The sequence below is a fragment of the Hymenobacter cellulosilyticus genome, from assembly GCF_022919215.1.
In the GTDB taxonomy this organism is placed as follows: Bacteria; Bacteroidota; Bacteroidia; order Cytophagales; family Hymenobacteraceae; genus Hymenobacter; species Hymenobacter cellulosilyticus.
Genome location: NZ_CP095046.1, coordinates 321,787 through 338,950, shown reverse-complemented (window position 1 = coordinate 338,950; position 17,164 = coordinate 321,787). Strand labels below are relative to the sequence as shown.

The 17,164-nt window shown below is 60.4% G+C and carries 16 protein-coding genes and 2 pseudogenes; 8 read left to right on the top strand and 10 right to left on the bottom strand.

The window, feature by feature from the left end:
- Positions 1-120: 120 nt before the first annotated feature.
- Complete coding sequence (gene msrA / locus MUN79_RS01660; RefSeq protein WP_244676084.1) at positions 121-783, bottom strand: peptide-methionine (S)-S-oxide reductase MsrA; 663 nt, start codon at positions 781-783, stop codon at positions 121-123.
- 229 nt (positions 784-1,012) lie between these two features.
- On the opposite strand from msrA, the gene MUN79_RS01655 reads away from it, so the two are divergent.
- Positions 1,013-3,901, top strand: coding sequence for a TolB-like translocation protein (locus tag MUN79_RS01655; RefSeq protein ID WP_244676083.1), 2,889 nt, complete (start codon positions 1,013-1,015; stop codon positions 3,899-3,901).
- Positions 3,902-4,079: 178 nt separating this feature from the next.
- Entirely contained in the window at positions 4,080-4,661 is a 582-nt protein-coding gene (locus MUN79_RS01650) for a fasciclin domain-containing protein (protein WP_244676082.1), read from the top strand.
- 104 nt (positions 4,662-4,765) lie between these two features.
- On the opposite strand, the gene MUN79_RS01645 is transcribed toward MUN79_RS01650, so the two are convergent.
- Positions 4,766-5,809 carry a ferredoxin--NADP reductase gene (locus tag MUN79_RS01645; RefSeq protein ID WP_244676081.1) on the bottom strand — a complete coding sequence of 348 codons (1,044 nt, stop codon included), beginning with the start codon at positions 5,807-5,809 and terminating at the stop codon, positions 4,766-4,768.
- A 74-nt stretch (positions 5,810-5,883) separates the two neighbouring features.
- Positions 5,884-6,809 (bottom strand): annotated as a pseudogene (locus MUN79_RS01640) (aldo/keto reductase).
- A 376-nt stretch (positions 6,810-7,185) separates the two neighbouring features.
- On the opposite strand from MUN79_RS01640, the gene MUN79_RS01635 reads away from it, so the two are divergent.
- The gene (locus MUN79_RS01635; protein ID WP_244676080.1) at positions 7,186-7,581 is read left to right on the top strand and encodes a hypothetical protein; all 396 of its coding nucleotides are present in this window, start codon (positions 7,186-7,188) and stop codon (positions 7,579-7,581) included.
- 4 nt (positions 7,582-7,585) lie between these two features.
- On the opposite strand, the gene MUN79_RS01630 is transcribed toward MUN79_RS01635, so the two are convergent.
- Entirely contained in the window at positions 7,586-8,272 is a 687-nt protein-coding gene (locus MUN79_RS01630; protein WP_244676079.1) for a hypothetical protein, read from the bottom strand.
- Positions 8,273-8,341: 69 nt separating this feature from the next.
- The gene (locus MUN79_RS01625; protein WP_244676078.1) at positions 8,342-8,746 is read right to left on the bottom strand and encodes a YdeI/OmpD-associated family protein; all 405 of its coding nucleotides are present in this window, start codon (positions 8,744-8,746) and stop codon (positions 8,342-8,344) included.
- Between the two features lie 215 nt (positions 8,747-8,961).
- Between MUN79_RS01625 and MUN79_RS01620 the strand changes: the two genes are divergently transcribed.
- Positions 8,962-9,855, top strand: coding sequence for a DsbA family oxidoreductase (locus MUN79_RS01620; protein WP_244676077.1), 894 nt, complete (start codon positions 8,962-8,964; stop codon positions 9,853-9,855).
- A 283-nt stretch (positions 9,856-10,138) separates the two neighbouring features.
- On the opposite strand, the gene MUN79_RS01615 is transcribed toward MUN79_RS01620, so the two are convergent.
- A complete protein-coding gene (locus tag MUN79_RS01615; protein ID WP_244676076.1) occupies positions 10,139-10,765 on the bottom strand; it encodes an HAD family hydrolase in 627 nt (208 codons plus the stop codon).
- 155 nt (positions 10,766-10,920) lie between these two features.
- Positions 10,921-11,304 (bottom strand): hypothetical protein, encoded by a 384-nt coding sequence (locus MUN79_RS01610; protein WP_244676075.1) that lies wholly within the window; start codon positions 11,302-11,304, stop codon positions 10,921-10,923.
- A gap of 91 nt (positions 11,305-11,395) precedes the next feature.
- On the opposite strand from MUN79_RS01610, the gene MUN79_RS01605 reads away from it, so the two are divergent.
- On the top strand, positions 11,396-11,701 hold the full coding sequence (locus tag MUN79_RS01605; protein WP_244676074.1) for an energy transducer TonB: 306 nt from the start codon (positions 11,396-11,398) through the stop codon (positions 11,699-11,701).
- A 119-nt stretch (positions 11,702-11,820) separates the two neighbouring features.
- The gene (locus tag MUN79_RS01600) at positions 11,821-12,612 is read left to right on the top strand and encodes an energy transducer TonB (RefSeq protein WP_244676073.1); all 792 of its coding nucleotides are present in this window, start codon (positions 11,821-11,823) and stop codon (positions 12,610-12,612) included.
- An 82-nt stretch (positions 12,613-12,694) separates the two neighbouring features.
- Here MUN79_RS01600 and MUN79_RS01595 read toward each other — a convergent pair.
- Positions 12,695-13,950 (bottom strand): annotated as a pseudogene (locus MUN79_RS01595) (dipeptidase).
- Positions 13,951-14,328: 378 nt separating this feature from the next.
- Between MUN79_RS01595 and MUN79_RS01590 the strand changes: the two are divergent.
- Entirely contained in the window at positions 14,329-15,537 is a 1,209-nt protein-coding gene (locus MUN79_RS01590) for an outer membrane beta-barrel protein (protein ID WP_244676072.1), read from the top strand.
- 126 nt (positions 15,538-15,663) lie between these two features.
- Here the strand turns inward: MUN79_RS01590 and MUN79_RS01585 are convergent, their stop codons facing one another.
- The gene (locus tag MUN79_RS01585; protein ID WP_244676071.1) at positions 15,664-16,134 is read right to left on the bottom strand and encodes a hypothetical protein; all 471 of its coding nucleotides are present in this window, start codon (positions 16,132-16,134) and stop codon (positions 15,664-15,666) included.
- 301 nt (positions 16,135-16,435) lie between these two features.
- Between MUN79_RS01585 and MUN79_RS01580 the strand changes: the two genes are divergently transcribed.
- Positions 16,436-16,705: a hypothetical protein gene (locus MUN79_RS01580; RefSeq protein WP_244676070.1), complete on the top strand. Its 270-nt coding sequence runs from the start codon at positions 16,436-16,438 to the stop codon at positions 16,703-16,705.
- A gap of 101 nt (positions 16,706-16,806) precedes the next feature.
- On the opposite strand, the gene MUN79_RS01575 is transcribed toward MUN79_RS01580, so the two are convergent.
- On the bottom strand, positions 16,807-17,124 hold the full coding sequence (locus MUN79_RS01575; protein ID WP_244676069.1) for a hypothetical protein: 318 nt from the start codon (positions 17,122-17,124) through the stop codon (positions 16,807-16,809).
- Between the last annotated feature and the right edge of the window lie 40 nt (positions 17,125-17,164).

The window sequence follows — 17,164 nt, the reverse complement described above, 5'->3', positions numbered from 1 at the left end:
AAGATAAGCTGCTGAACAGACAACTAAGCTCGACGCTACGGAATAATGCGGCAGTGCTGGAGTTACCAAAGCAGAGCCCAATAAAAATCCCGGCTGGCGTCTGCCAACCGGGATTCAGGGTTATTCTACGACCAGTTTATCTTTGAAAGCCTTGCGGAATTTCTCAATTTTCGGGGTCGAAACTGACTGGATATACGGGTCGTCGGGGTGGAGGCGGTAGTAACCCTGGTGGTAGCCCTCGGCGGGCCAGAACGCCGTGAAGGGCAGCACCTGGGTTACGATGGGCGAGCTGTAGTGCTTGGAGGCATCCACCCGCTTGATGGTGGCCTCAATCAGCTGCTTTTCCTGGGGCGTGCGGTAAAAAGCTACCGAGCGGTACTGGGTGCCCGCGTCGGGACCCTGGCGGTTGAGGGTAGTCGGGTCGTGGCCGGCCAGGAAAAATACGTCGAGCAGGGTCTGGTAGCTAATGACTTTGGGGTCATAGTACACCTGAATAGACTCGGCGTGGCCGGTTCGGCCGCTGCCCACTTGTTCGTAGGTCGGGTTCTTTTCGGGGCCGCCGGCGTAGCCCGACACGACCTGCTTGACGCCGCGCAACTCCTCGAAGATTTCCTCGGTACACCAGAAGCAGCCGCCCGCCAGGGTAGCTACGGCCAGGCCGTCGAGGTTTTTGGGCGCGCCGCCGGTGGTGGCGCGGCGGAAGGTTTGGGCGTCGGAACGGTTCTGGGTGCAGGCGGTCAGCACCAGCACCAGGCCCAGGAGGTAAATTCTTAGTTGATTCATCGGGGACTATCTACGAAAAGCAGGGGTGGTTGGACGTAGCTCAACCGGGGTGAGGGTATGGTCTGCAAACGCGGTTGGCACCTCGTCCGTTCCGGGCCGGTAAGTGTCAGGTTTGCCGTTAAATTTGTCAGACCAGTTTTGCCCCCGTTTTGTTTGGGCCGGGTTTCCGCGTTGCACTTTGGGTAACGTGTAGAGCCAGGCCGTCAGCGCGCCTTTTTCCGTCGAATTAATGCACAAGTTTCTTTTGGCGGCTACGGCCGCGACGCTGAGCTCTTTGCCCGGCTGGGCCCAGCCCACGCTGCCGGTGCTGCCCCAAAACCCCACGGCGCTGAAGTGGTACCAAGTGCGCACCCCGCATTTTCAGGTGGTGTTTCCCGAAGGCTTCGGTCCCCAGGCCCAGCGCACGGCCCTGCGTCTGGAGCAGGTGTACGGCCCGGTAAGTGCCTCCCTGCAAAAGGAGCCCCGGCCCATTTCGGTGGTCATGCAAAACCAGACCACCGTCAGCAATGGCTTCGTGACCATTATTCCGCGCCATTCCGAGTTCTTTACCACCGCGCCCCAGGACCCGTTTCTGGCCGGCACCCTGGGCTGGCTCGACCTGCTCTCGGTGCACGAGTACCGCCACGTGGTGCAATACGAAAAAGCCCAGCAGGGCCTGGGCCGCTTGGCGTATTCGCTCTTCGGCTACGGCGGCTTGGGCGTGGTCACGCTGGGCATTCCCGACTGGTTCTGGGAGGGCGACGCGGTAGGCACCGAAACCCTGCTGACCCGCAGCGGCCGGGGCCGGATTCCGTACTTCAACGTGGGGCTGCGGGCCAACCTGCTGGCCGGGCGGCGCTTCAGCTACAGCAAGGCCGTGGCCGGCTCCTTCCGCGACAATGTGCCCAACCACTACGTGCTGGGCTATTTCATGACCACCAACTATAAGCGGCGCCAGGGCCCCACGGCCTGGAGCGAGGTGCTGAACCGCTACTACCGTTTTCCGCTCTACCCCTTCTCGTTTTCCGACAAGCTGCGGCTGAGCTCGGGCCGGCAGCTGCGCACCGATGACCTCTACGAGCAAACCATGACCGAGCTTGACTCGACGTGGCGGGCCCAGCAACAGGCATTGCAATTGACGCCCGTTACCGGGTTTCAGACGAGCGTGGAGCCGGGCGTTTTCACCGAGTACCAGTACCCGCAGTACGTGGACGACAACACCGTGCTGGCCGTGAAAGCCGGGCTGGGCGACATTTCTCAGCTGGTGCTGCTGCGCCGGAATGCGCCCGAGCAGCGCGTCTTTGTGCAGGGCTTGTTCAATAATCCGGAGATGCTGTCGGTGGGCGGGGGCAAGGCCTGCTGGCCCGAGTTTCGGCCCGATTCGCGCTGGGGCCAACAAGTATATTCCGACATCCGGGTGCTGGATTTAGCTAACGGGCAGCTCACCAAGCTTACCACCAAGCAGCGCTACACCAACGCGGCCCTCTCGCCCGATGGCCGCCTGATTCTGGCCGTACGGGCCGATTCGGACTACCAAAACCAGCTGGTGGTGCTGGACGCCCGCACTGGGCAGGAAAAACGGGTGCTGCCCAACCCCACGAACGACTTTTACCTGCAACCCCGCTGGCGGGCCGATAACCGCTCCATCGTGGTCGTGACGCTTAAGCCCGGCGGCAAGCTGCTGGAAAGCATCGACACCGAAACCGGCCAGCACCAGACGCTCGTGCCGGTCAGCAACACCAACCTGAGCCACCCCCAGCCCTGGGGCGACTACGTGCTCTACAACTCCCCGCAGTCGGGCATCGACAACGTGTATGCCGTGGACACCCGCTCGGGGCAAATCCGGCAGGTGACCTCGCGGCCCTTGGGCGCCTACCACGCCACCGTAGCTCCCGACGGCCGCCACCTGGCCTTCCACGATTTCCGGGCTGAAGGCGCGCAGGTAGTCGAAATGCCGTTGCAGCCAGAGCAGTGGCCCGTGGCTGCGGCAGCTGCGGCGCTGCCCCCGGCCTACACCGCCCCGCTGCTAACCCAGGAGCCCGGTACCCGCACGGTGGGCACCATCCGCCCCGATTCGAGCGTGAGTGTCGCCACGCCGCTGGCCGTGACGCCCTACCACCGGCTGAGCCACGCCTTCAACGCCTTTAGCTGGGGCATTATCCAGTCTCCTTCCGGGCAAGCCTTCAGCGTGGGTATTCGGTCCCAGGATATCCTAAGCACCACCCAGGCCGTGCTGGCCGCCGGCTACGACGGCGTGGAGCGCACCGCCAACGTGGCGGCCAACGTGAGCTACCAGGGCCTGTATCCGGTGCTGGATCTGGGCTTTCAGCGCGGCGGCCGCCACCTGACCGTATACTCGCGCAACGTGGCGTATACCGACTCCTGGACCTACAACCGCATGACGGCCGGGGTGCGCCTGCCCTTCAACCTGACCCGCTCTAAGTATCAGCAGGCCCTGACGGTGGGCGCTTACTACAGCGGCGAAACTATCCAGGACTATGACTTACCGGGCCGATTCTCGTTTACCGAAGTAGCCGGTGCCAATAGCCTGCACGCCCTCAACGGTACGCTGGCCTATTCCCGGACGCTGCGCCAGAGCAAGCGGGACGTGGCCCCGCGCTGGGGGCAGACGCTGACGGCCTCGTGGCGCAACACGCCCTTCAGCACCGGCCTGCAGGCCCGGCAGTGGGCTGCGTTTGGCAGTTTGTATTTCCCCGGCCTGGGCAAGCACCACTCCCTGCGGCTGCGGGGCGGCTACCAAAGCCAGGACCAGCGCCAGAACTACTACTTCAGCCCGGCCGTGTTTTACCCCCGCGGCCAAGGCTACGTGAGCTTTGATCAGCTGCAGGTGGGCAGCGTGGAATACCGCCTGCCCCTGGCCGACACGAACTGGGAGCTGGGCCGGCTGCTGTACATCCAGCGCATCAAGGCCATGGGCTTTTATGACGCCGCCCTGGGCCGCAACGCCGTGGGGCGCAACCCCGGCGACATCCGCTACCAAACGACCGGCCTCGACGTGAGCTTTGTGTTCAACCCGTTGCGTCTGCGCACCTCCCTGGAAGCCGGCGTACGGACTATCTACAACGTGCGCACCGGCCAGTTGCAAGTCCAGCCCCTGGTATTGAATATCGGTTTTTGATTTTTTGTTGGGAGGTAAAATACTGGCGTATAGATGCTTTTTGTAAGATTTGGGCTAAGCTGAGCAGGGCAAAAAGCCAAGCTCGACAAAGAAATATCCTGGTTCCGAAATCCGGTGGGGAAAGGGCGTGCGTAAGTGCCCGCAGTTCCGACCCCAACCTTTTTCTGCAAAACGAACCATGAAAAAAAATCTGTTTTCCCTCGCCTTCGTGGCCCTGTTGGGCGCCGCTAGTGTTCAGTCGGCTTCGGCCCAGGCCAAGATGACGCCCGCCGGTACGGTAATGGTAGGCGGCGAAGCCATGTACGCCAACAAGAACATCGTGGAAAACGCGGTGAACTCAAAGGACCACACCACGCTGGTAGCTGCCGTGAAGGCCGCCGGCCTCGTCGAAACCCTGCAGGGCAAAGGTCCCTTCACCGTCTTTGCGCCCACCAACGCGGCATTCAACGCCCTGCCCGCCGGCACCGTTGAAACCCTGGTGAAGCCCGAAAGCAAGGCAACGCTCACCAAAATCCTGACCTACCACGTGGTAGCCGGCAACATGACGGCCGACAAGATTATGGCCGCCATCAAAGCCGGTAAAGGCACGGCTACGCTCAAAACCGTGAGCGGCGGCACCCTGTACGCTACCATGAACGGCCCCAAGAACGTGGTCCTGACCGACGAGAAAGGCAACGTGTCCTGCATTTCGACCTACGACGTGATTCAAAGCAACGGCGTGATTCACGTAATCGACAAAGTTCTGATGCCGAAGGGCTAAGCTCGTAAGGAAGGAAGTTTCCCTTACATCTGGTAGATTTCCTCTTTGGAAAAGCCCGGCTCTTTGAGCCGGGCTTTTTTGTTGCCCACCGCGCAGCGCCGGACTCAGATTTCCAGTTCGGCGTCGCCGCCCACGGGGTAGCCGGTGCAGGTCAGAACGAGGCCGCGGGCAGTTTCCCGGTCGGTCAGCACTTCGTTGTTGGCCATCCAGACGGTGCCGGCCGTGCAGCGGGCGGCGCAGTTTCCGCACTGCCCGGCTTCGCAGCTGTAGGGCAGCACCACTCCCTGCTTTTTGGCCGCCTGCAGAATGGTTTGCGGGTACTGCACCCGCAGCGTGTGCTCCTGCCCGCGCACCCGGATGCGGACTTGGTGCTCCTCGGTGTCGGGCGGCACGCTGTGGGGCACGGTGGCCGTAGCCGTGTTGAACAGCTCCCGCCGGATGTGGCTCAGCGGCAGCCCGGCTTCGTGCAGGCCGTAGGTGCCCATGCGCATGTAGTTGAGCGGCCCGCAGAGGTAGGCCAGGGTCTGTTCGGGTAGGGCCGGGGCGTACTGGGCTACCAGCTGCTCCAGCAAATCCTTGTGCAAGTGGGCCCGGGCCAGGTTGGGGTCGGTGCTGTAGAGCAGCTCCAGGTGCAGCTGGGCCGGAAAGCGCCGGGCCAGCTCCCGTAGCTCCGCTCCAAAGATGGTAGTGGCCTCATTGCGGTTGCTGTAAATAAGCAGTACCCGCAAGCCGGGCTGCTCGTGCAGCACCGTTTTGAGCAATGCAAACAGCGGGGTAATGCCGCTGCCCGCCGCCAATAAAATCAGTTGCTGATACTCGGCAATATTGTCGGGTAGGGTGAAAAAGCCGGCGGCTCCCAGCGTCTGCAGCTCGTGGTCCACTTCGGCCTGGTCAATGAGGTAGCGCGACACCACGCCGTTATCCACCCGCTTCACGGTGATGGTCAGCGGCTCCTGCAGGGCCGGAGCCGAGCTGATGGAGTAGGAACGCCGCGTTTCGTGTCCGTGCCGGGTATGAACCAGGGTCAGATACTGGCCGGGCTGGTAGGGCAGGTCGGTACCGGCCGGCGGGGTCAGCACGAAGCTTTTGGTATCGGGAGCCTCCGTCCGGATGGCGCGGATGGTGAGGGGAATGTAAGGAGAAGCCATGCCGGGTTACAGCCAAAAAATAAGGTCGGGAAGCGCGCTTCCCGACCTTATTCTACAAACAAATCAACAACTACCTACGCCTTGGCGGGCTGCAGTTGGTCCAGCTCCTTGCTGATGAAGTCCAGCTCTTCGCTGGAAAGCTTCACCTCAATGGCCTTGGCGTTTTGCACGGCTTGCTCGGCGTTGCGGGCGCCTACCAGGGCCACCGTAATGCCGGGCTGGGCCAGCGTCCAGCGCAACACCACCTGGGAAAGGGTGGCGTTTTTGCTTTCTGCCATCGGCCGCAGCTTGTCCAGGAAGGCGTTGACGCGGGTCACGAACTCAGCCTTAAACAGCGGGTGGGTGGCGCGTAGGTCGCTAGCGTCGAAGTGCTGGCCGGGCTTGATTTTGCCGGTCAGCAAACCCAGCTGCAGCGGGCTGTAGGCCAGAATAGCCTTGTTGTGCGCAATGGAGTACGGCACGACTTCTTTCTCAATGTCGCGGCGCACCATGCTGTAGGGCACTTGGTTGGAGGCCAGCTTTACCGTTTTTTCGGCCTCGGCCATCTGCTCGGCCGAGTAGTTGCTCACGCCCACGGCCCGCACCTTGCCCTGCTCTACCAGCCGGCTCACTGCTTCCATCGTGGCATCGATGGGCGTGGTCACGTCGGGCCAGTGAATCTGGTAGAGGTCAATGTAGTCGGTGCCGAGGCGGCGCAGGCTGTCCTCGCACTCCTTAATGATGCTTTCCGGAGCAGCATACTTGTACACGTCCAGGTCCTGGCCGTTGTTGTCCTTGGTTTTGAAGCCAAAGTCGCCCTTGGGCTCGGGCAGGTCCCAGCGCATGCCAAACTTGGTCAAAATCTGCACCTTGTCCCGGGCAGGCCCTTGATGGCTTCGCCCACGATTTCCTCGCTCAGGCCCATGCCGTAGATGGGAGCCGTGTCGATGGAGGTCACACCCAAGTCGTAAGAGGCCCGGATGGCGCCCACCGCGTCGTTTTGCTCGGTGCCGCCCCACATCCAGCCGCCGGCTGCCCAGCTGCCGAAGGTAATGACCGAAGCGCGCACGCCAGAGTCGCCTAGCTCTTTGTATTCCATAGTGCTTTCGAAAAAATGATTCGGGAAAAGCCGGCCTCACTCGGCCAGCACATAGGCTGACTAACCGCCAGCCCGCCCCGAAGGTTACGCCCAGGGCCGCCCCGCGGCGCGTACGGCGCCGGTTGGGGCCGCCGTTGGGTGCCAAAAAGCCGAGGCCACAGGGGCCAAACTGTCCGCCCAGCTTCGTATATGGGCAGAAGTATTTCCGGGGCAGCGGCCTGATTTTCTTAACTTTGCCCGTCGAATCCGGCCCGCGGCTGTAGCTGCTACGTATCCTATCCGTCTTTTTGCCCCGAATATGCCGCTACGCACCCTGCAGGAGCTGTCCTTTCTCGATATCTGCTACGATTACCGCAATGAGTGGCTGCAGGCCGAGTGGCGCGGCGACATCAGCTTCGAGCAGGCCCGGCAAGGCGGTGAGGCTATTCTGCACTACGTGGAGGCCGAACACTGCCGCAAGCTGTTCAACGACAACCAGCTGGTAACCGAAATGTGGCTGGAAGCCGACCAGTGGCGCGAAATGAACATATTTCCCCGCCTCCACGCGGCTGGCCTGCAGTACGTGGCCTGGGTGTATTCGCCCAACGTGTACAGCCGCTTTTCCGTCGACCGGTCGGTGACGGACCTGACCCACCCGGTGGCCCTGACCTTCGACGAGCCCGAGCTGGCCCGCAACTGGCTGCGCCTGGTGTAGCCTGCTAGCGGCGGTAAGGAAACGTACGGGCCGAGTTGCGGACCAGCACCCGGGCCAGCGTGGCCGGACTAGAGCTCAGCTCACCTACTTGCTGGTGGTCGAATTTCCAGACCAGCTCCCCGCTCTGGCAGTCGTGAATGGTCACGTTGGTCAGTACCTCGCTTTGCGGAATGCCCGCGTTGGTGAGGACCAGCAGGGCCACGGCCACCCCGTTGGGCAGGGGCTGAAACAAGGACGTTTCCCCCGACAGCACCGCGTCTACGCCCAGGGCGGCCTTGAGCTCGGCCATGCTGTGGTCGTTAAGGTTGGCGTAGGTAATGCCGGCCCGCTCCAGGCGGCTGTTGGTTTCGGCCACGTTCTGAAACTGCACCGAGTACGGGCGCTTGGCCTGGCGCAGCACCAACTGCTTCAGCAGTTCCTGCTGCAGCTGGTAGGCCACTACTTTGCGCTGCTCCTGCTGCTTTTCCTCCCAGCGCTGCCGGCGCTTGTCGATTTCCTCCGGGCTTACATCACTGCCTATGTAGGTGATGGGCTCCAGATTCAGCTTGTCAATCTGCACGTCGAAGGGCAGAATGGCTACCAGCTTGTGCTGACTTAGGGCCTGAGGTACCAGCTCCCGGGTGCTGTAGCTGCGCTGACTACAGGCGGTGGCACCAACGAGCAACAGGGCGAAAAAGCAGGAGCGGAACATGGTAGCAATCAATACGGGTGGAACACAAATATCTGGTTTTGCTCCCAGGTAACGAACTCCCGCGGCAGCTTATTCGCCCGGCAGGGCCCGAAACGGGTGCGCCCCTACGGCCAGGCGCTGCAGCATCTGCACGGTGCGCTTGAGGCGGGTTTCACTTTGCTTGGCGCTGCTCACGTGGTAGGCCACGGCCCGCTTCATGGCGGTTTTTAGTTGCTCGTAGCCGGCCTGGGCCTCGGGCCATTCGGCCAGGCCCTCGGCCAGTTCGGCGGGCAGGTCTACGGCGTCCGGGGTGGGGTCGGGGGCCAGGCGCACGGCTACCACCTGGCCCAGCCGCAGCCCGGCCGCCTTGCAGATATCCTTGTTGACCATAATACCCTTTTCACCCTGGCCCAGGGCCAGCAAACCCAGCCGGATGGGGTGGCCGTTGATGGTGCCCGTCAGGCGCTTGGCTTTGGGGCCCAGCTCGGCCAGCACCAGCGGGGCACCCGCACAATCTGGGTGGGCATAAAGCTGGGGCCACCAGCTTCTAGCGGGGCCTCAAATGCGCAGAAAGAGTCAGGGGTGGAGAGCATAGGGTAGCAGTAGGGCGGGGTGAACCCCGCGGGGCGCCGCAATGTTAGCAGCAAGTAAGCAGCCGCCAAACATTTAAGCGGCTTCCGGCTTATTAGGCCTGCAAAATCCTTTGAGACATGAAAATAGAAATCTGGTCTGATATCATGTGCCCGTTCTGCTACGTAGGCAAGCGCCGGCTCGAAACCGCTCTGGCGCAGTTTGCCCACCGCGACGACCTGAATATCGTGTGGCGCAGCTTCGAGCTGGACCCCACCATGCAAACCAAGCCCGGCCAAAGTATCCACGAGCTGCTGGCCGAGCGCAAGGGCATGTCGGTGGAGCAGGGCCGGCAAATGAATTCCCGTATGGGAGAAATTGCCAAAGAAGTGGGCCTGGAGTTCGACTTCGACCGTATGCAGCCGGTCAATACTTTCCTGGGCCACCGCTTTATCCACCTGGCCGCTCACCACGGCAAGCAGGATGAGGCCAAGGAGCGGGTGCTGGCCGCCTACTTCACCGAGGGCCGCAACGTGGACGACCTCGACACGCTGGCCGAGCTGGGTTCCGACATCGGACTGGACGCGGCCGAGGTGCGGGCCACCCTGCAAACCGACGCCTACACCCAGGACGTGCGCCACGACGAGTACCAGGCCCGGCAAATCGGGGTGCGCGGCGTGCCCTACTTCGTCTTCGACGACAAGTACGCCGTATCGGGCGCCCAGCCCAGTGAGCTGTTTTTGGAAGTGCTGGACAAAGTGTGGGAGGAAAAGCACCCCGCCCCACGGTGCTGGCTGCCGGCGACGCCTGCGGTATCGACGGCAGCAACTGCTAACCGTTCCTCTTCGCCTGGGTCTTATACACAACGGCCACTTCCCGCCCGGGAAGTGGCCGTTGTGGTAGCAGGGTTCCTGAAAAAGGGTCCGGGACAAGTCCCGCCGGGCTTCAGTACTTCCAAAAATGCCTCACGAGTAGAAGCGGAGCATTTCCAGAGTTGTGGAAGCTCCTTGCGAGTAGAAGCGAAGCCCTTTTAGTATTGTGAAAACGCCTCACGAGTAGAAGAGCCCTGCTTAGCAGACTGTAAAAGGGTTCCGCTTCCAGAAGCGGAACCCTTTTGACTCTTCAAAAATGCCTCGCGAGTAGAAGCGGGACCCTGCGGGTATTCCGTAAGGCCGCCGCTTCCACCCGTGGCGCGTTTCGTGAAATACCGCCTGTCATCCTGAGCTTGCGAAGGACCTTATCACGTCAGAACAAGTCGTTGTGACGCTTGTCGTTCGTATCCCATAAGGTCCTTCACTTCGTTCAGGATGACACGTGTTATGCCTTCTCCAGCACGCCCCGCTCCCGTAGTTCCTCGCGCAGCTGCTCGGCCGAGAGGAAGTGGATGGTTTGCATACCCACGGCCTGGGCGGCCAGGATGTTCCGCTCATTGTCGTCGATGAATAGGGCCTGACCCGGCTCAATGCTGTAGCGGGTGAACATCGTGTGGTAGAAGTCGGGGAAGGGCTTGCGCGACTTTTCCGTGCCCGATACCACGATGCCCTCAAACCAGTGCAGAAACTCGAACTGCTCCAGGGCCACCGGAAACGTCTCGGCCGACCAGTTGGTCAGGGCATACAGGTGGTAGCGGCCACTGGCGCGCAGCTCGGTCAGCACGTCCACAGTGCCCTGAATGGGGCCGCCCAGCATTTCGGGCCACCGGCCGTAGAAGTGCTCAATCAGCTCCTTGTGCTCGGGGTGCTGCTGCACCAGCAGGGCCGTGCCCTCGGCAATGCTGCGGCCCGCGTCCTGCTCCTCGTTCCAGTCGGGAGTCGTGACGGTGCTCAGAAAGTGCGTCATCTGCTGCTCATCCGCAATCAGCTTCTGGTAGAGGTAGCGCGGGTTCCAGTCGATAAGCACGCCGCCCAGGTCGAAAACGATGGTGGTAATGGGGGAAGAAGTCATAGGGAAAAAGGAAAAAGAATCAGCCTAAACCCGGGTTCGGCACTATTGCCGGCCGCGCCGGAAGTTTTACATTTGGCCGCGTAAGCGCCTAGCGTCCTACGTTATTACGAGTCTGCAAAGTTCTTTATTCCTGCTTAATCCCCGATACTACCTTATTAGCTATGCCGCATCTGCTGTTCCCTTTTTCGCCTTCTCGCTTGCTGCTGGCCCCACTGCTGATTCTGCCGCTGCTCAGCTTCGGGCAGGAAACCCGCAAAGTCAGCAAGGCCGACGGCCAGCTTGCCCGGGAAGTATTCTACGTGCTGAAGTCCGATAAAAACGTGCGCCACGGCCGCTACGAGGTGCACCAGGGCTCCAGCCGACAGCCCGCCGCCGTGGGCTACTACCGCCAGGGCCGCCGCGACAGTACCTGGACCGAGTACGCCGAAACCGGCCGTGTCCTGGTGAATGGCGCCTTCCGCAACGACCAGCCCGTGGGCGTCTGGAGCTTCTACAACGGTAACGGCGGCCTGGAACAGCAATACGACTACACCACTCACCAGGTGCTGCTTAGCCGCCCGAGGGCCACCCCGGCCTACTGCCCGTGCGCCTGCTCACGCCCGGCCCGACGGCAAACCCCAACGGCCCGACATGGACCCGCAGTACCTGGGCGGCATGGCGGCTTTTCAGGGGCACCAAAGCACCCTGCAGTTTCCCCGCATCGGGGTAGTGGGCCGCATGAATGGTCAGGCTCAAATCGTGGGCACCATCGGGGCCGATGGCAAAATCTCGAACTGGCGCGTAATACCCAGCACCTGCAGCGGCTGCGACGCGGCCATGCTGGAAATGCTTAAAAAGCTGCCCAACGACTGGATTCCAGCCGAAGCCGGCGGGCAGCCGGTTGCTTCGGAGGTGCTGTTCTCGGTGAAGTTTTTGAGTATACAGCCCCGCCCGTAAGCTGGCTGAAAGACGTGGCGCGCTGGGCGGAGTGGGGGTAGATGGGTATCTTTGAAGAGCGTGGGGCCGGTTGGCTTTGCGCGGTTACTTCGTATTACTGCTTCCTTTTTATTCCCTCCATGCGTCTGCGTTTATCCCACCTAGCTGCTTCGTCCTTTTTCCTGCTGCCTTTGCTGACCGTTCCGCGGCTCAGCTTTGGGCAGGAAACCAAGAAAGTCACCAACTACAGCACCACGCCCATTTCCAACGAGGTGTATTACGTGCTCAAATCCGACAAATCGGTCAAGCACGGCCCCTACACCCTGTACCGGGGCCGGCAGCTGGCTTTGTCTACCCAGGGATACTACACCCAGGGCCGCAAGGACAGCATCTGGACCAGCTACGACCTGAGCGGAGCCACCGTGGTAGCCAAAGGAGCTTACCAGAACGACCAGCGTACGGGCCTCTGGGAGTTCTACACCACCAAGGGCGAGCTGGAGCAGAAGTACGACTACGATGCCCGCCAGCTGGTATACGCGCGGCCCGGCAAGAGCAAGAGCCTGTCGGTGACCCTGCGGGAGCCCACCGCCAGCGGCCAGACCTGGCCCGATGTGGCACCGGTCTACATTGGAGGCTCCTCGGCCATTTCCAGCCAACTGATGCTCCTGAAATATCCGCCCCAGGCCATGCGCAGCGGCGTGAGCGGCAGCGTACAGGTGGCTTTCACCATCGGCAAGGACGGCACCTGCTCCGATTACCACGTCACGCAGGGCATTGGCGCCGGCTGCGACGAGGAAGCCCTGCGCGTGGTGCAGAGCATGGCCAACGGCTGGATACCGGCCCAGGTGGCCGGCCAGCCCGTGGCCGTGGAATGCATCTTCCCGGTCAAGTTTCTGCTGGGCGCCCCCACGGTTACCCCCGCCCGCAGGTAGGCGGCAACACCCGCAAAAAGCAACGGCCGGCTTTCCCGCGGGAAAGCCGGCCGTTGGCGTAAAACGGCGTGGTCAGCAGGCGCTACTTCTTCACGACCAGGCTACGGGCCTTGTCTACGGCCTTCATCACCCGAAACAGGTTGCCACTCCAGATTTTAAAGATGTCCTTTTCCGAGTAGCCACGCTTTACCAGCTCCAGGGTCAGGGCGGGCAGCTCACTCACGTCGGCCAGGCCGTTGAGGCGGGTGCCCCGTCGAAGTCGGTGCCGATGCCGACGTGGTCAATGCCAGCCACTTTCACCATGTGGTCAATCAGGTTGGCCGCGTCCTGCACCGTGGCCAGGGCCACCGGAAACTGCTCTTCCAGCTTGAGGCGCTCGGCCTGGGCCTGCTGCTGGTCGGCGGCGGGCAGGCCGTACACGTTCAGGAAGTTCTTGATATTCCACTTAGTGAAGAAAGCCTGCTCGGCGGCCAGGCGCTCGGGCGTCTTGGCTTCGGTCTTCACGTAGGCGCTGTAGAGGTTCACCTGCACCACCCCGTCGTTTTTGGCCAGGGCCCGGAGCATATCGTCGCTCAGGTTGCGGGGCACGTTGCTCAGGGTACGACTGCTAGAATGCGAGGCAATGATGGGTGCCTTGGTCAGGCGCAGCACGTCATAAAATGTCGAGTCGGAGGCGTGCGACACATCGATCATCATGCCCAGGCGGTTCATTTCCACCACGGCCTGCTTGCCAAAGGCGCTCAAGCCCTGGTGCTCGGGCCCGTTGGGGTCGGTGGCGGAGTCGCAGACGTCGTTGTTGGAACCGTGGCACAGGGTAATGTAGCGCACGCCCAAATCGTAGAACGACTTCAGGGAACTCAGGTCCTGCCCGATGGGGTAGGCATTTTCCATCCCGATAAAAATGGCCCGCTTGCCTACGCGCCGGATCTGCAGGGCCTGCTCCTCGGTCGTAGCCAAGTCCAGCTGGCTGGAGTTGGCCTGAATGGTAGAGCGAATAGCGTTGAAAATGGTCAGGGCTTCCTGCTTAGCCGCCGCGTTGCCCTCGGGAGTGCGCGGCCCCTGGCCCATATACACCGCCCAGAAAGCACCGTCGAGGCCGCCGCGCTGCATCTTGGGCAGGTCTACCTGAGCTTCTTTCGCGTCGTGCTCCTTGGCTAGGTCGAAGCCCGGCTTCATCAGGTTGATAGGGGTATCCTGGTGAGAATCCAGCACGAAAGCCTGGTTATGAATACCATTTGCCTTGGCTACCAGAGCCGGATCGGCTTTCTGTGCCTGGCTGAGGAGAGGGCCATGCAGCGCCAGCAGAACCGGCAGCAAGCGTAGGTAAGAATTTTGCATAAAATCAGGGCGTAAGAAATTTTAGCCGCCCAAAATTACTTAATCCCGCGCAGCTTAGCATGGCGTAGAACTTCTTGTGAAATCGGCACTTTAATTTAAGATACTGTATGATAGAATGTTATGTTGTATAAATAATTATGCATAACGACTATTTTTTGCTCGTTCATAAAGATTATTCCATCTCTCAACTTAGCCAGTTGCCAGATTGATATAATTTTTCTTAGTAAACCCTGGGGTAAAATTCAGGGCTTGTGTCCGACTCTGCCTCGTGCAGCTTCCCGGGCTGCCTGGGTTCCGATGAGCAGGCAGGTTATCCTTTCTAACTCCGCCATTCGGCGTAGCTTTGCGCCCTTTGCTTACTGTATAAGTGTTGAATTCATGAAAAAACAAGTACTTTTTCTAGCCTTGATGGCCAGCAGTACGGCTGTATTGGCCCAAGCTAATTTCCGGCCCGGTTATATCGTATCATTAGCCGGCGACACTGCACGTGGCACGGTAGACTACCGGGGTGAAGAGCGTAACGCCCTGCTTTGCCGCTTCAAAACTACCGCAGATGCGGTAGTAGCAGAATATCAGCCTGGTCAGATTCGTGGCTACGGCTTTACCAACGGCCGCGACCTGCAAAGCTGGGCGTTGCCCGGGGCAGGCTCCAAAGCAGTGTTTGTGCAAACCTTGGTGCTGGGCAAAGCGTCGCTGTATCACTCCGTTAATGAGCACGGCAAGGACGTCTACTACGCTGGTGGCAATTCCGCTGCCGCGCTCGAAGCCCTGATTCAGCAGGATACTATCCAATCGGTATACGACCAGCAGCAACGCCGTACTACGACCATGCAGCAGCGCACGTATCCTTTCCGCAGTGTGCTGTGGCGCATCATGGCCGATTGTCCGTCGGTGCAGACCACGGTAGCTCGTCTGGAGTTAAAAGAAGGACCACTGGTTAAAACCTTTTCCGCTTATAATACCTGCGTAATGGGCAGCCAGCAGCAATATGTGGCCAAGCAGCAAACTTCCAAAACGCACTTTATGGTGCTGGGCGGGGTGAAGCAGGCCACTATTTCTTATGGAAATCACACAGATAAGAAACTGGAATCTGGATTTGGACCTTCCTTAGGAATAGGAATAATGTTTCAGCCGGGGCGCTTCAATCCTCGATTTTTACTGCATCTACAGGCGCTGTACCAGAAGCAAGAGTACCAGCAGGAGTTTAATAATGGTGACGAATTAGTACACGTAAACTTAACTTCGATACAGGTGCCATTATTTTTACGGTACACCTTGCCAACTAAAAAAGTCCAGCCCTATGTGCAAGCAGGTGTGCTTAGTGCCATAAACCCCAGACGGGAAGCCGCCCGGGAAAGTGGACCTAGCCGTCCGGGACTTAATGCATACTCTGCTATAGATGTGCGCTCGTACAACCTTGGTCTAATGGGTGGGGCAGGGCTTTCCATGGGGTTAGGAAAAGGTAGTATGCAACTGGAAGTGCGGACCGAACGGCTCGACGGCACCTCCGAAGTAATAACTGGTGACCACACCCTGGCCGGAGCGCAGGGATTTTCCTTGCTTTTGGGGTATACCTTTGGCCAATAACACCTGTCTCCCGTGTGCCCGGCGCAAATCGAGCTGGCAGGCTTCCTGAACAAACAAGAAAAAGCGCCCGACACTGCTGTCAGGCGCTTTTTCTTGTATTGGCGCTAAAAAAGCTACCGGTATTGCTTAATAGCCGGTCGTGCTGCCCGACGTGCTGCCACTGGTCGTGCTGCCCGAAGTGCTGGACGAGCGGGTACGCTTGGTGCGGGTGGCTTTACGGCTAGAGCCGGAAGAGCCTTGCGAACCGCTGGTTACCGAACCCGAGCCAGAGCCCGAACCACTGGTCATCGAACCCGAGCCGCTGGTCATGGAGCCTGAGCCGCTGCTACCGGAAGTAGTGGCGCCCGAAGTGGAACCAGTGCCCGAAGTAGAGCTAGAGCCGGACGTGCTGCCGTAGGTAGTGGTGCCTACAGTCGTAGCCCCGCTGGTGGTGCTGCCAGTAGAGCCCGTGATAGAGCCGGAAGTGGTGCCCGACGTAGTGCCGGAGGTGCTGCCCGAAGTGCTAGTACCCGAAGTGCTGGTACCCGAAGTCGTCTGAGCTTTGGCGGCAGTCATGGAGGCGGCCACAACGGCGGCCAGTATCAATACCTTTTTCATAAGAACAGTTGTTTGGGTTGTGTGGAAGCCTAAAGCCGTGCTTTAAGCAGTGTAAGTCAGATGATTACGCGCACAACGTGGCCAGTGTTCGAAATAAATTGTGGCTGATGTAGTAAGTTCTTCAGAGTCAGTTGCTTGTTTTTGCTACCCGGTTGAGCTTCGCTAGGCATGGGCAGGGCTGCCTAGGTAGCAAGCTCAACAGCTGCTTTCGAAATATGATACCAGGTCGGAGCTCAACCCTTAACACTGGCTGCCGGCCCCGCGTACAATGAGGCATCCTTTCCGTTAACGTATAAGTATCATGGCTCAAAATCAGAATGACCCCTCGTCGGGCTGGGTAGCGCCCGGCGGCCTGTCCCCGATTCCCAAAGAAGAACTGTTTCGTCTGCTGGACGAGGAAAATATTCAGGAGAAAGACCTGCCGAAAAAGACCAAGCACCTGGCCGATAAGCTCCGGGAAACCTACGAGAAGTCGTCGGGTGAAAAGCTGAAAGCTGCCGATATGGATGCCTTCCAGGCCCTGGTAGGCCGGGAAGCCGCCGAGTGGTTGTCGCGTCGGCCCCACGTGTAAGCCCCGCCTTCGAGCGTAAAACAACGCCGGCTCCCTTGCTTCCATCCCGTGGGAAAGAAGTAAGGGAGCCGGCGTTTTGCTGGGCAGAGCCCTGGCTCGGGTTATTGCCCGGTGGTAGCAGGCTTCTTAGCAGCTCCGGTGCCTTGCTTACCGCGGCTGTTCTTGCCTACGGATTCGCTGTTGGTGCTGCCCGTGGCGCCACCCTGGCGCGCCGATTTCATGGTCGAGCTGGACCGCGAAGCCCGCGTGGGCCCGGTGGCCGGAGTCGTGTTCATGGGCTTACGCATGCTGGCTTCGGTTTTGGCGCCGGCCTGCGTTGTCTGGGGAGTCGTGGTGTTGGGCGTCGAATTGCCCGACTGGGCAGCAGCCGTGCCCATGGAGCCGGCCAGCAGGGCCGCAAAAACAAGCGTGAGTTTCATAGCAGTGGTGATTGGGTGGAGAGGCCCCGACGTGTTAGCC